The sequence below is a fragment of the Guyparkeria sp. genome (genome assembly GCF_046545975.1).
Taxonomy (GTDB): Bacteria; Pseudomonadota; Gammaproteobacteria; order Halothiobacillales; family Halothiobacillaceae; genus Guyparkeria.
The window spans coordinates 1-13,583 of sequence record NZ_JBKGYT010000050.1; the positions used below are offsets into that span (position 1 = coordinate 1).

Consider the following 13,583-nt stretch of genomic DNA (forward strand, 5'->3'; position numbering starts at 1 on the left):
AAAAAATTTCCAGCGACCTGACGGGGGATCGCCGGACCCCCACTTCACGAGCCAGGCCCGCACGACGAGCGACGTCACACCCCTCCTCGCCGTCCGCCCAACGCATGCCCCGTCACCCCGGCAGGCGATCGCCGGTGCGCCCGATCGCCCCCGCCCCGTTCTGCGAGCTCGCTCCTCGTTCACTGTCAGGCGCCGGCTCGTACAGGCCGATCAGCAACCAGCCCGGTCCTGGTCGCTGCCCGAGATCCTCGCTCAGCGGCCGGAGATTGCCGTTGGGCATGATGCCGAACAACAGTTCGCCCCGCCCCTGGTAGTGCGCCTGGTAGTCGCTGTAGCCGAAGTTCTCCGTCAGCCGGGTGCTGACGATCTCCGCCCCCGCTTCCATCAGCCGGAACAGGTGACCTAGCGACACGCCGTCGCGGAACAGGCCGCGGGCATTGAACTGCGAGGTGATGCGCTGGTTCTCCGTGCCGCTCGCCTCCTGCGGCGTCTGCAGCACGAAGACGTTCGACTGGCCGAACTCGTGCCGGTAACGCACCGCCGCGAGGTTGTTGATCTCCGGCTGGGCCGACATGGCGAACATCTGGCCGATCCCGACCAGGTCGAGCTTGCGGTCGGCCGCCTCCGAGACGGGATTGCCGTAGTAGGTCTCCAGGCCATCCATGCGCACCTGGCGGATCTCGCTGTAGTTGCCGTCGGCGATCACGACCCGGAAGCCGTGCTTGTTGAGCACCTTGGCGATCTCCCGGGTGACCCGGTTGGCCCCGATGATCAGCACGCCGTGGTCCTCCGGCAGGGCGACGCCCAGCGCACGGGCCAGCGGGCGCGCGGTCAGCGAGGCGAGCACGACGGTGCCGACGATGACGATGAAGGTCAGCGGCACGATCACCTCGGCCCCCTCGAGGCCCTCGTCGACCAGCTTGAGCGCGAACAGCCCCGAGACGGCTGCCGCGACGATGCCCCGCGGCCCGATCCAGGCGATCATCGTCTTCTCCCGCCACGACAGCCCGCTGCCGATTGCCGACAGCCACACCTTCAGCGGCTGGGCGACGAAGACGATCGCCGCCAGCACCAGCAGCGCGCCGAAGCCGACCTGGCTGAGCGTGGCCGGGTCGATCCGCGCGGCGAGCAGGATGAACAGCCCGGAGATGAACAGGATGCTCAGCGTCTCCTTGAAGTGCAGGATGTCGTCCAGCGGCACGCCGCGCATGTTGGCCAGCCAGATGCCCATCACGGTCACCGCCAGCAGCCCCGACTCCTCGGCCGCCACGTTGGACAGGGTGAACACCGCCAGCACGGAGGCAAGCACGGTCACGTTGATCAGGTAGTCGGGCAGCACGTGGCGGGAGAGCATCTGGCCCAGCAGCCAGCCCCCGGCCACACCCAGCACCACGCCGAGGGTGACCAGTTCGAGGAAGGGCAGCAGCACGCCCCCGAACCCCGCGCCGGTCTGCGACTGGGTGACGATGAACTCGAAGACCAGCACCGCGAGCAGCGCGCCGATGGGATCGATGATGATCCCCTCCCAGCGCAGTATCTTGCTCACCCGCGCGGTGGGGCGGACGATGCGCAGCAGGGGCGCGATGACGGTCGGCCCCGTTACCACCACCAGCGCACCGAACAGGAACGCGATCGGCCAGTCCAGCCCCACGAACCAGTGGGCGGCCGTGGCGGCCACGCCCCAGGAGACCAGCGCCCCCAGGGAGACCATGCGGATGATGGTCGCCGACACGCCCTGGATCTCGCGAAACCGCAGGGTGAGGCTGCCCTCGAACAGGATCACGCCGACCGCCAGGGAGACGATCGGAAACAGCAGGTCACCGAAGAGCTCGTCGGGCTCGAGCAGCCCGAAAACCGGGCCGAGCGCGATGCCGATCAGCAGCAGGAACAGGATCGGGGGCACCTTGACCCGCCAGGCGAGCCACTGGGCGGCGATGCCCAGCACCACGATCGCGGTCAGGGAAAGAAGTATCGTGTCGTGCATCAAGATGCTCGCTGAGAATCAGCCCGCATGATAGACGCTATTTCCGCGGCCGCGCGAATCGCCGCCCTCACGCGATCAGGCGGGCGGCCGTCGTGACGACACGAAAAAGGCCCAGGTGAAAACCCGGGCCGCACGAGACGATCGGCGACGCTGCCGACGGTCAGGTGATCAGATCACGGATGGATGTACGCCCAGCCTTCCATCTGGCGGTCGGCCACGTGGGCGACGCCGGAGGGCACGATGTCGGACTCCCGGGTGTCGTAGAGGTCATCCTTCACGTCGAGGCCCATACCGCGCAGGGTGTTCTCACAGACCTTGATCTCCACGCCGTGCGCCTTGACGTTATCGATGGCCGCCTGCAGCTGCGGATCCTCGCGCGCCTCGGTCAGCATCTTCATGCCGCCACCGTGCACGGCCACCTCGATCCGGGTATCGGGCCCGGACGGCGAGTTGATGTGGTTGGTGATGTTCCGCAGGGCGGCCTTGATGGTGTTCATGTCCGCGTGGTTGACATGGTAGAGCACCTTCTTGGTCTTCTCGGTCTCCGCCATGGCCACGTTCGCCTGCAGGGCGAGCGGCGCGGCGATGACCAGCGCGAGCATCGTGAACAGCTTCTTCATGGTTGTCCCCTCTTCGTTGAACCGTTTCGAGGAGGTCACCTTATGTCCCGAATACCCGAGCAGGGAACTCAATCTTTCTTATCGTCAAAGCACCTGTCTGAATCAAAGCGACGACGAATATTCGGACCATCTTTCGTTAAGGAACAGGCATATACGCACGCAGGAATGCGTTGCCGGTCCCGACAACGAAAAGGGCCCGCATGGCGCGGGCCCGTCAACGGGTCGACCGGGAGGGCGAGGGTTCAGGCGTCGTTGTTGCCGCGCGTGACGATGCCGCGACTCTGGGAGAAGTCCAGCATCCGCTGGATCGACTCGACCGCCTTCTCGCGGATGACGGGGTCGACCGTGATCTCGTGCTCCTCGGGGTGTCTCAGGGCATCCCGGGCGCTGACCAGTCCGTTCATGGCCATCCACGGGCAGTGGGCGCAGGACACGCAGGTCGCCGAACGCCCGCCGGTGGGCGCCTCGATCAGCGTCTTGCCCGGCGCGGCCTCGGCCATCTTGTGGAAGATGCCCCGGTCGGTCGCCACGATCAGGGTCTCGTTGGGCAGCTCGGTGGCCGCCTTGATCAGCTGCGAGGTCGAGCCGACCCGGTCGGCCATGTTCACCACCGCCTCCGGGGACTCCGGGTGGACGAGGATGGCCGCCTCGGGGTGCTTTTCCTTGAGCTCGGCCAGCGCATCGGCGCGGAACTCGTCGTGGACCACGCAGGATCCCTCCCAGAGCAGCATGTCCGCGCCGGTCTTCTCCTGCACGTAACGGCCGAGGTGCTTGTCGGGCGCCCACAGGATCTTCTCGCCGCGGTCATGAAGATGCGAGACGATCTCCAGGGCGTTGGAGCTGGTCACCACCCAGTCGGCGCGCGCCTTCACCTCGGCCGAGGTGTTGGCGTAGACCACCACCGTGCGATCGGGGTGGGCATCGCAGAACTCGGCGAATTCCTTCGGCGGGCAGCCGAGATCCAGCGAGCACTCGGCGTGCAGTTCCGGCATCAGCACGCGCTTTTCCGGACTGAGGATCTTGGCGGTCTCGCCCATGAAGCGCACGCCGCAGACGACCAGCGTCTGCGCCGGATGCTCGGCGCCGAAGGCAGCCATGTCGAGCGAGTCGGAGACGCGGCCGCCGGTCTCGTCGGCGAGCTTCTGCAGGTCCTCGTCGACGTAGTAGTGCACCACCAGCACCGCATCCTGCTGGTCGAGCAACTGCTTGATCTCGGCACGCAGCGCCTCGCGCTCCTCGTCGGTCACCGGGGCGGCCGGCTTGGAGGCCAGCGCGATGCGGGCGATCTCGGGCTCGAGGGCAACGGGGATCTCGCGCGCGGCGCGGTCGGAATCGGTAGTCGCAGTCATGGGGCCTCCGGGACTCACCTGCCCGCTTCCGGACGGAGGCGGGCATCAAGCAGGATTCTGGGGTCTCGAGTGTAGTTCATGGGGCCGGAGCCTTGTCGCTCAAGGGCCGGCCCGCCGATCACCCTCGACCCTCTTCCTTGGGCGGGACGCGCACGCGAATGGAGAGCTCGCGCAGCGCGGTCGGGTCGACCTCCCCCGGGGCATCGGTCAGCAGACAGGCGGCGGACTGGGTCTTGGGGAAGGCGATCACGTCGCGGATGGAGGTCGCGCCGCTCATCAGCATGGCGATGCGGTCCAGGCCGAAGGCCACGCCCGCCATCGGCGGCGCGCCGTACTTGAGCGCATCGAGCAGGAAGCCGAACTTCTCGTTGGCCTCCGCCTCGTCGATGCCGAGCTGGGCGAACACCCGCTGCTGCATCGCCGGCTCGTGGATACGCACGGAACCACCCCCGAGTTCGTAGCCGTTGAGCACGAAGTCGTAGGCCCGCGAACGCACGTTCTCCGGGTCGGACTCGAGCTTGTCGGCATCGTCCGGGTGGGGCGCGGTGAACGGGTGGTGCAGCGCGTAGTAGCGACCATCCTTCTCGTCGTACTCGAACATCGGGAAGTCGACCACCCACAGCGCCTTGAAGCCGTGCTCGACCAGGTCGAGGTCATGCCCCAGGCGCACCCGCAGCGCACCCAGTGCCTCGTTGACGATCTTGGCCTTGTCCGCGCCGAAGAAGATCAGGTCGCCATCGGCCGCATTGGTGCGCGCCAGTATCCCGGCGATCGCCTCGTCGGTGAGGAACTTGAGGATCGGCGACTGCAGGCCCTCGCGCCCGGCGGCCGCGTCGTTGACCTTGATGTAGGCAAGCCCCTTGGCGCCGAAGATCGAGACGTACTTGGTGTAGTCGTCGATCTGGCTGCGCGGCATCCTGCCGCCGGCCGGCACGTGCAGGGCGGCGACGCGGCCGCGCGGGTCGTTGGCCGGACCGGAGAAGACCTTGAAGTCAACGTCCTTGACCAGATCCGCCACGTCCACCAGTTCGAGCGGGATGCGCAGGTCGGGCTTGTCCGAGCCGAAGCGGCGCATGGCCTCATGCCAGGTCAGGCGCGGCAGCGGCTCGGGCAAGGCCACCTCGACGGTCTCGATGAACAGGTGCCGCATCATGTTCTCGATCAGGCCCATCACCGTCTCTTCGTCGGCGAAGCTCATCTCCATGTCGAGCTGGGTGAACTCCGGCTGACGGTCGGCGCGCAGGTCCTCGTCGCGGAAGCACTTGACGATCTGGTAGTAGCGCTCCAGGCCCGAGACCATCAGCAACTGCTTGAACAGCTGCGGGGACTGCGGCAGGGCGAAGAACTCGCCCGGGTGGGTGCGCGACGGCACCAGGTAGTCCCGCGCGCCCTCGGGGGTCGCGCGGGTAAGCACCGGGGTCTCGACGTCGATGAAGTCGGCATCGTCGAGGAACCGACGCATGGCACTGGTGATGCGGTGGCGCAGGCGCAGGCGCTCGAGCATCTCCGGGCGTCGCAGGTCGAGGTAGCGATACCGCAGGCGGTGCTCCTCGGAGACCCGCTCGTCGTCCAGCTGGAACGGCAGCGGCTCGGCCCGGTTGAGCACGGTCAGCGACAGGCCGAGGACCTCGATCTGCCCCGAGCGGATGTTGGGGTTCTCGGTGCCCTCGGGACGGTTGCGCACCCGGCCGCGCACCTGGATGACGAACTCGTTGCGCAGGGTCTCGGCGACCGCGAACATCTCCGGGTCGTCCGGATCGAACACCACCTGCACCAGGCCGTTACGGTCGCGCAGGTCGACGAAAATCACGCCGCCGTGATCGCGCCGGCGATTGACCCAGCCGACCAGCCCCACCTCCTGGTCGAGGAGCGCCTGGTCCACTTGTCCGCAGGTGTGTGTCCGCATCTGCATTGTTCTTCAGCCCGTCTTGGTGAAAAGCCCGCTATGGTAGCCCGAGCGGCGGGATTTTTCGAGCGCGAGTGGACGCCGCTCAGGAATCCTCCTCCGGCCGGCTGGAGAGTCGCTGCCCGGGCGGGGCGCCGGAACCCTCCGCACGCTCGGCCGGGTCCATCACCCGTCCCTTGTCGTCGCGGCGCAGCGGCAGGACCACGCCGAGGGACACCACCAGCCGGAAGCCTTCCTCGACGGTCATGTTCAGCTCGATCAGCTCCGAGCGCGGCACCATGATCACGAAGCCCGATGTCGGATTGGGCGCGGTCGGCACGAACACCGTCACCAGGTGCTCGTCTGTACGGTCCTGCACCTCGCCGATGGGCTCGCCCGAGACGAAGGCGATCGACCAGGCGTTGCGGCGCGGGTACTCGACCAGCACCACCTGGCGGAAGGAGCGCGAATCCTGCGAGACGAAGGTCTCGACCACCTGCTTGACCGCCGAGTAGATGCTGCTCACCAGCGGGATGCGGTTGAGCAGGCGCTCCCAGCCATGTACCAGGCTCCGCCCCAGGATGTTGGCGACCAGAGCCCCGGTGACCAGCACGATGACGATGGCGAAGAAGGCCCCCATGCCGGGGATCTGGAAGCCGAGCAGTTCCTCCGGCCGGTACGCCCGCGGCAGCAGGAGCATGCTCCGGTCCATGAAGGAGACCAGCGCGTTGACCACCCAGAAGGTCACCGCGAGGGGTGCCCAGACCAGGATGCCGGCGATCAGCCAGCGGCGCAGCGTGAGGAATCGGCGAGGGGCGGGCTTGCCGTCCTCCTCGGTCACCTCGTCGTGCTGCGGCTCGTGGCTCATGCCCCGCCCCCGGTGACCAGCGGTCGCATCCAGGAGGCGATCGCCACCAGCAGCGCCAGCGCCGCGGCCAGCGTGAACAGCCGGCGCAATCGCTGGTACGACCAGCCAACCGGCAGATTGCTCAGCCAGCGGCGGTCGACCTGCCAGGAGACCACCAGCAGCAGGAACAGCGTCGAGAGCGACAGCACGTTCCAGGGCAGCAGCACGGCGATCCAGGCCAGCACGGCCAGCAGCGCACCCCACAGCAGCCGGTGGCGCACGTCACCACCGAGCAGGGCCCGCTCGGCCGGCGTGGTGGCCAGCACCACGCCCCAGTGGATGGCGCCGAGAAAGCCCAGCATCACCGCGGACCAGGCCGCCAGGGCCTCCAGCGCGTACGCGGACCACCCGGGAGAGGCCACCCAGACCAGTAACGCCAGCCCCCAGAACGGGAGCAGCAACCCCAACGCGAGCAGATAGGCAATGAGTCGCATGCCGGACCTCCTTGGTCTCCTGTGTTGGCACCGCCCCGATCCACGAACCCGCGCCAGCGGGGAAAGCGGTGTCCTACCCGGATTCTACGCCCGGATCACCGCCGGGACGAGTCGGGGCAGACCGGAGACTCAGATGGTGCTCATCAGGAAGGCCACGAAGCCGGCCACCAGCAACAGGATCAGACCCAGTCCCAGCCACTCTTCGCGGGAGCCCTTGCGGCTCGCCTCCATCATCGGCTTGATGCGCGGGATCAGGAACAGCAGCACCGCGCCGAGCAGTACCGCCATGCCGATCTTCATCCACAGGTCCATGGGCGTCTCCCCCGAAAACGAAACGGGCCCCTCGAAGGGGCCCGCCGGTCGATGCGCGTGGCGTCAGTCGCCCTGATTCATGCCCAGCAGGCTGAGCAGGTGGACGAACAGGTTGAAGATGTTCAGGTACAGGCTGACCGTCAGCAACAGGTAGTTGTCCTCGCCGCCGTTCACCATCCGGCCGGTGTCATAGAGGATGAAGCCGCTCATCAGCAGCACCACGGCCGCGGAGATGGTCATCGACAGGGCGGGAATCTGCAGGAAGATATTGCCGAGCATCGCCGCGATCACCACCACCAGGCCGACCACCAGGAAGCCGCCCATGAAGGAGAAGTCGCGACGGGACACCAGCGCGTAGCCCGACAGGCCGAGGAAGATCGCGCCGGTGCCGCCCAGGGCGGTCATCACGATCTGGCCGCCGTTGGCGAGACTCAGGTAGTAGTTGAGGGTCGGGCCGAGGCCGAAGCCCAGCAAGCCGGTGATGCCGAACACCACCGCCAGCCCGGCCGCCGAATGCGCGGTGCGCGGCAGGACGAACCAGACCATCACCAGCGCCGCGCCGAGCGACACCAGCGAGACCCAGCCGGGCATGGCCATCACCATGGACACGGCCGCGGTCAGCGCGGAGAACAGCAGCGTCAGCGACAACATCATGTAGGTGTTGCGGATGACCTTGTGGGTCTCGAGTCGCTCGACCCCGACCTCGCGGGCAACCGTCTGATTCTCGAATGCCATGCAACCTCACCTCGTCTCTGGTATTCATGTTCCTGCAGGAATCGCCCTCGAGTATAAGACCTGTGAACTCGGGCGCAATGCATTCCGGATCCTTGAACACCCGCCGCAGGAGACCGACTTGGCCAAGCCCGCCACCGCAACGACTCCCCGACGCATCCTGATCACCGGCTGCTCGTCGGGTATCGGCCGACGTGCCGCCGAGATGTTGGCCGAGCGCGGGCATCGCGTGGTCGCGAGCATGCGCAACCCCGCCGACGTCGCCGACTGGCCGCACGCGCACATCCCCGCCGTGCCGCTGGACCTGGACGACCCGGACTCGATCCGAAGCGGGTTCGACCAGGCCGTGGAACGGGCCGGAGGGTCGATCGAGGTGCTCTTCAACAACGGCGCCTACGGCCAGCCCGGCGCTGTGGAAGACCTGGGGCGCGAGACCCTGCGCGCCCAGCTGGAGACCAATCTGCTGGGCACCGTCGAGCTGACCAACCTCGCGATCCCCGCCATGCGGGCGGCCGGGTTCGGCCGGATCATCCAGAACAGCTCGGTGCTGGGCATCAGCGCGCTGGCATTCCGTGGCGCGTACGTCGCCTCGAAGTTCGCGCTCGAGGGCATCAGCGACACGCTTCGACTGGAGCTTGCCGGCAGCGGCATCGAGGTCTCGCTGGTCGAACCGGGACCCATCACCTCGCGCTTCCGCGCCAACGCGCAGCGGGCCTTCGAGCAGCACATCGACTGGCAGCACTCGATCCACCGGGAGGCCTACGAGCGGCAGCTCGAGCGGCTGAAGAAGCCCGGGCCGGCCGCCCCCTTCACCCTGCCACCGGAGGCGGTGGTCCGGCGGGTCATCCATGCCACGGAGGCCCGCCGGCCGAAGGCCCGCTACCCGGTGACCGTCCCGACCTATCTCTTCGCGGCCCTCAAGCGGCTGCTCACCGTCCGGGCGATGGACCGGGTGCTGGCGCGCGCCTCGGGCGGGGGGAGGCGCTGAGGACACGGCCATGGACGCCCTCGAGAGCCCCGTCACCCAGCTGTACTTCCTGATCGAATGGACGATCCGGCTGGCCGCGCTGTTCATCGTGCCCATGCGGCGGCCGCCGACCGCGGCCACAGCGTGGTTGCTGCTGCTGTTCTTCCTGCCGATCGTGGGACTGGTGATGTACCTGCTGGTCGGCCGACCGAGGATGTCGCGCCATCGCACCGAGCAGATCGCGCGGCTGACCGAAACCCTCGCCCCGGTGACCGCCCGCCTGAGCGAGGCCGAACCCCAGGGCAGCGGCGACCTGCCCGAGCGGTTCGCCGCCATCGACCAGATGGTGCGTTGCTGGCGGCGCTTCCCGCTGTTCGACGGCAACCACATCGAACCGATCGATTCCATGGAAGGCTTCGCAGACCGGTTGGTCCGGGACATCGATGCCGCGACAGGGCACATCCACCTGACCTTCTACATCGCCGCAGTCGACTCGGCGACCCGTCCGGTCTTCGATGCCCTGGCGCGGGCGGCCGGCCGCGGCGTGACCGTGCGCCTGCTAGTGGACGACTTCGGCTCGAAGGCGACCATGCGAAAGCTGCTGCGGCTTCGCCGGCACGGCATCGAGATCGGCCAGGCCTTCCCCCGCAGCAAGCTGCCGCACAAGGCGGCACGCTTCGACCTGCGCAATCACCGCAAGCTGGTGGTGATCGACGGACGGACCGGCTACACCGGCTCGATGAACCTGGTCCACCCCGAGTTCCGCAAGGGACTGTCCTACCAGGACCTCATGCTCCGGATCGAGGGGCCGGTGGTGCTCGAGCTCCAGGCGGTCTTCGCCGGCGACTGGTACATGGAAACCGGCGAGCTGCTGGCGGTTGAGCCCCATTTCCCGCTCACGCGTCCGGCCGGCGAGGAATCCTGCATCGGCCTGCCCAGCGGGCCCGAATACCCCGAGCCCGTCCTGCAGCGACTGCTGCTGGGCCTGATCCACGCGAGCACGGAACGGCTGGAGATCGTCACCCCGTACTTCGTGCCCGACGACTCGACCCTCGACGCGCTGAAAACCGCGGCCCGGCGTGGGGTGCGCTGCGACCTGCTGCTCCCCGAGGAACTGGACCACCCGCTGGTCCAGCTGGCCCAGGAGTCCTACTTCGACGAACTGCTCGAGGCCGGCGTACGCATCCATCGACACCCCACCCGACTGCTGCACAGCAAGATCACGCTCTGCGACGGCCGGCTGTCGCTGGTGGGCAGCGCAAACCTCGACGTGCGCTCGTCGCTGATCAACGCCGAGTTCGGCCTGCTCTGCTACTCGAGCGCCACCGCCGAGCGGCTCGCCGGCATCGTCGAGGCCTACCGCCACCAGTGCCGCCCCCTGGACGCCGCCCGCTGGGCACACCGGCATCGCGGTCGGGTACTGGCGCAGAACCTCGCCCGCCTGACATCGCCGCTGCTCTAGCCTGACATCGCCGCTGCCCTGGAACGAGAAACGGCACCCCCGGGAAACGGAGGTGCCGCTTGGTCAGGCGCCCGGCGGTGACGGGAACCCTTACTTGAGCGCCGCCACCATGCGTTCTCGGGTCTGCGGCCCCTTGATCCACTCCCGGGCCTCGGCCAGCTCGGTCCGGCTCATGTCGTCCTCGAACGAGGCGAGCAACTCGGCGGAGCGCTCGTCACCCTCCTTGACCAGCGGATCCAGCAGCGCGTAAGCGGCCACGTAGTCCGGTTCATCCATGGCCATGCCGCGGGCGTACATCATCGCCAGGTAGTAGCGGGAGCCCTTGTGACCACCGAGCACGGCCTCGCGGTACCAGTGCAGGGCCTTGTCGTGGTCCGTCGGCACGCCCTCGCCGGCAAGATAGACGGCCGCGAGGTTGGCCTGTGCCCGGGCGTAGCCACGCTCGGCCGCCTTTTCGAACCAGCGGGCCGCCTCGGCCGCGTCCGCCTCGACACCCTGGCCGGCGTAGTACATCGACCCGAGCGCCAACTGGCTGGGCGCGTAGCCAGCCTCCGCGGCCGCGCGGTACCAGCGCAGGCCCTGCTCGTAGTCCTGCTCGACCGCCTTGCCGGTCGAGTACATGTGTCCCAGGACATACTGCGAGAAGATATCGCCCTTCTCGGCCTCGGCGAGGTAGCGCTCCAGCGCGCCCTCCTCGTAGAGGTTCTGGCTGACACCCACCGGCCGCTCGGCCGCCTGGACCGACATGCCGGCCACCAGACCGCCCGCAGCCATCGACAACATGACCGCGCGCGCCGCGCGCCCGACGTGGGGGATTCCGAAATTCCTTGTAATGCTCATGATCCTTTCCTCGCTAACCCGGTACCGGATAGCAAGGATGGTCGGAAACCGCCCCGATTTCAATCGCGAGGCAACCGATTTTCGACCTGGCCCGGGTCAGTGGTGAATCGCCAGCTGGAAGGCGAACATCGACATGAAGGAGAGCACGACAAGGGTGCCGACCGACGCGGCGGAAAGCCGGCGACTGGCGTCAGGGAGCAGCTCGGCGAACACCATCCAGATCATCGCCCCGGCCGCCAGCCCCAGGCCGACCGGCAGGAAGGCCTCGAAGGTGGTGACGAACAGGTAGGCCGGGATGGCCATCAGCGGCTGCGGCAGGCTGGAGAAGATCGCCCAGAGGCTCGCTTTCCAGACCGGCACCCCACGGGGCACGAGCACCAGCGCGATCGCAAGCCCTTCCGGGACGTTGTGCACGGCGATGGCCACGGTGATGAAGACGCCGAGCTCCTGGCCGCCACCGTAGGAGACCCCCACGCCCACGCCCTCGGCAAACGAATGGGCCGTCATCACACCGACGATCATCAGCGCCTTGCGCGCATCCGCCCCCTGGAGATCGCCCACGTTCGGCGTGTCGTGCCGGTCGAGCCAGCGATCGGCGAGCACGACCAGCAGCAGCCCCGACGCCATGCCCAGCAGCACCAGCCAGCCACCCGCGGACGACCCCTCGTCGACGAGGCTGTGGCTCGCCGCCAGCATCAGGCCACTCGCCACCGCCGCCCCGACACTCAGCCAGCGCCCGTCGAACCGCCTGGAGAACAGCAGCGGCAGCGCACCCAGCCCCGTGGTCAGGGCGGTGATCAGGGCGGCGATGAAGACCGTCAGCAGGCCGACTTCGAACGACATTCAGGAACTCCGACAGATCGCTGGCGAGGCGATGATAGACGTCACGGCCATGCCCTGCCCGGTCGCCTACCAGCCCAGGGGCAGTTGCGGCTCGTCGCTCTCGGGCCTCTCCTGCAGTCCCGAGACCGTGACCCCGAGCAGTCGCAGGGGGCGGGCGCCGATCTCGGTCAGGTCCACCAGCGCGACCACGGCCTCGAACAGGGCGTCGGCGCTCCCGAGCGGACGGGAGAACGTCCGACGTCGGGTGATCAGCTCGAAATCCGCGTACTTGACCTTGAGCGTGACCGTCTGGGCCAGCAGATCTTTCCCCGCCAGGTCGTCGGCCACTCGGCCGGCCAATGCGCGCAATGCCTCCACCCCCTCGCCGCGGTGATGCAGGTCGCGCGGGAAGGTGGTCTCGTGGCCGAGGGACTTGCGCACCCGGTGGGAGCGCACCGGACGGTGATCAATCCCCCGGGCGATGTCGTGATAGTGCATGCCCGCCCGGCCGAACCACTCGACCAGGAGATGCCGCTCGACGCCACGCAGGTCGCGACCGGTCTCGATGCCGTGGGCCAGCATGCGCCGCTCGGTGGCCGGCCCTACCCCGTGGAAGGCGCCGACCGGCAGCTCGTCGATGAAGGCCTGCGCCTCCTCAGGCCGGATGACGTGCAGCCCGTCGGGCTTGTCGAAGTCGGAGGCGAGCTTGGCGAGAAACTTGTTGTAGGAAACCCCGGCCGAGGCCACCAGCCCGGTCCGGGCCAGGATTTCGGCCTTGATCTCGCGGGCCATGAGCGTGGCCGAACCCCGGCCGCGCTCGCTGTCGCTGACGTCGAGGTAGGCCTCGTCGAGCGACAGGGGCTCGATGCGATCAGTGTAGTGGCGAAAGACGGCGTGGATCTCGCGGGACACCGCGCGATAGGCGGAAAACCGGGGCCGCAGGAAGACCGCCTCGGGGCAGGCTCGTGCCGCGCGGGCCGCCGGCATCGCCGAACGGACACCGAACCGGCGCGCCTCGTAGCTAGCCGCGGCCACCACCCCGCGTCCGCCCGGGTCGCCGCCGACGATCACCGGGCGGCCGCGCAGGTCGGGGTTGTCGCGCTGCTCCACCGAGGCGTAAAAGGCATCCATGTCGATGTGGATGATCTTGCGCATGCATTCGGCCCGCAAACGAAAAGGGCCCAGCCGTCGCCGGCTGGGCCCTGGTGATGTCGTGGTGGCCAGAGAGGGAATCGAACCCCCGACACGGGGATTTTCAATCCCCTGCTC

Annotated in this window: 13 protein-coding genes; 2 read left to right on the plus strand and 11 right to left on the minus strand. The window is 68.0% G+C overall.

The features are described from left to right. Positions 1 to 112 precede the first annotated feature (112 nt). From ACLFMY_RS06100 to ACLFMY_RS06135, 8 genes are all read right to left on the minus strand, one after another. On the minus strand, positions 113 to 1,984 hold the full coding sequence (locus tag ACLFMY_RS06100; RefSeq protein ID WP_410763715.1) for a cation:proton antiporter: 1,872 nt from the start codon (positions 1,982 to 1,984) through the stop codon (positions 113 to 115). 173 nt (positions 1,985 to 2,157) lie between these two features. Then, on the minus strand, positions 2,158 to 2,604 hold the full coding sequence (locus ACLFMY_RS06105; protein WP_410763716.1) for a DsrE family protein: 447 nt from the start codon (positions 2,602 to 2,604) through the stop codon (positions 2,158 to 2,160). A 242-nt stretch (positions 2,605 to 2,846) separates the two neighbouring features. Then, positions 2,847 to 3,953, minus strand: coding sequence for a quinolinate synthase NadA (gene nadA / locus ACLFMY_RS06110; RefSeq protein WP_410763717.1), 1,107 nt, complete (start codon positions 3,951 to 3,953; stop codon positions 2,847 to 2,849). A 118-nt stretch (positions 3,954 to 4,071) separates the two neighbouring features. Beyond that, positions 4,072 to 5,859 carry an aspartate--tRNA ligase gene (gene aspS, locus ACLFMY_RS06115; protein ID WP_410763718.1) on the minus strand — a complete coding sequence of 596 codons (1,788 nt, stop codon included), beginning with the start codon at positions 5,857 to 5,859 and terminating at the stop codon, positions 4,072 to 4,074. Between the two features lie 85 nt (positions 5,860 to 5,944). Then, positions 5,945 to 6,706: a DUF502 domain-containing protein gene (locus ACLFMY_RS06120; protein ID WP_410763719.1), complete on the minus strand. Its 762-nt coding sequence runs from the start codon at positions 6,704 to 6,706 to the stop codon at positions 5,945 to 5,947. Continuing rightward, positions 6,703 to 7,179, minus strand: a complete 477-nt coding sequence (locus ACLFMY_RS06125) for a DUF3429 domain-containing protein (RefSeq protein ID WP_410763720.1) — start codon at positions 7,177 to 7,179, stop codon at positions 6,703 to 6,705. Before ACLFMY_RS06125 ends, ACLFMY_RS06120 begins: the two co-directional genes overlap by 4 nt. A 129-nt stretch (positions 7,180 to 7,308) precedes the next feature. Further along, positions 7,309 to 7,491: a hypothetical protein gene (locus ACLFMY_RS06130; protein WP_410763721.1), complete on the minus strand. Its 183-nt coding sequence runs from the start codon at positions 7,489 to 7,491 to the stop codon at positions 7,309 to 7,311. 63 nt (positions 7,492 to 7,554) lie between these two features. Further along, positions 7,555 to 8,226, minus strand: coding sequence for a Bax inhibitor-1/YccA family protein (locus tag ACLFMY_RS06135; protein ID WP_410763722.1), 672 nt, complete (start codon positions 8,224 to 8,226; stop codon positions 7,555 to 7,557). A gap of 118 nt (positions 8,227 to 8,344) precedes the next feature. Here ACLFMY_RS06135 and ACLFMY_RS06140 point away from each other — a divergent pair, with 118 nt between their 5' ends. Both ACLFMY_RS06140 and cls read left to right on the plus strand, forming a co-directional pair. After that, positions 8,345 to 9,211 carry an SDR family NAD(P)-dependent oxidoreductase gene (locus ACLFMY_RS06140; RefSeq protein ID WP_410763723.1) on the plus strand — a complete coding sequence of 289 codons (867 nt, stop codon included), beginning with the start codon at positions 8,345 to 8,347 and terminating at the stop codon, positions 9,209 to 9,211. A gap of 10 nt (positions 9,212 to 9,221) precedes the next feature. Then, on the plus strand, positions 9,222 to 10,652 hold the full coding sequence (gene cls, locus ACLFMY_RS06145; RefSeq protein WP_410763724.1) for a cardiolipin synthase: 1,431 nt from the start codon (positions 9,222 to 9,224) through the stop codon (positions 10,650 to 10,652). Positions 10,653 to 10,742: 90 nt separating this feature from the next. Here cls and ACLFMY_RS06150 read toward each other — a convergent pair whose 3' ends face one another. The 3 genes from ACLFMY_RS06150 to dinB form a co-directional block, all read right to left on the minus strand. Further along, positions 10,743 to 11,492: a tetratricopeptide repeat protein gene (locus ACLFMY_RS06150; RefSeq protein WP_410763725.1), complete on the minus strand. Its 750-nt coding sequence runs from the start codon at positions 11,490 to 11,492 to the stop codon at positions 10,743 to 10,745. 96 nt (positions 11,493 to 11,588) lie between these two features. Further along, positions 11,589 to 12,335 (minus strand): ZIP family metal transporter, encoded by a 747-nt coding sequence (locus ACLFMY_RS06155; RefSeq protein WP_410763726.1) that lies wholly within the window; start codon positions 12,333 to 12,335, stop codon positions 11,589 to 11,591. A 66-nt stretch (positions 12,336 to 12,401) separates the two neighbouring features. Continuing rightward, a complete protein-coding gene (dinB, locus tag ACLFMY_RS06160) occupies positions 12,402 to 13,469 on the minus strand; it encodes a DNA polymerase IV (RefSeq protein ID WP_410763727.1) in 1,068 nt (355 codons plus the stop codon). Between the last annotated feature and the right edge of the window lie 114 nt (positions 13,470 to 13,583).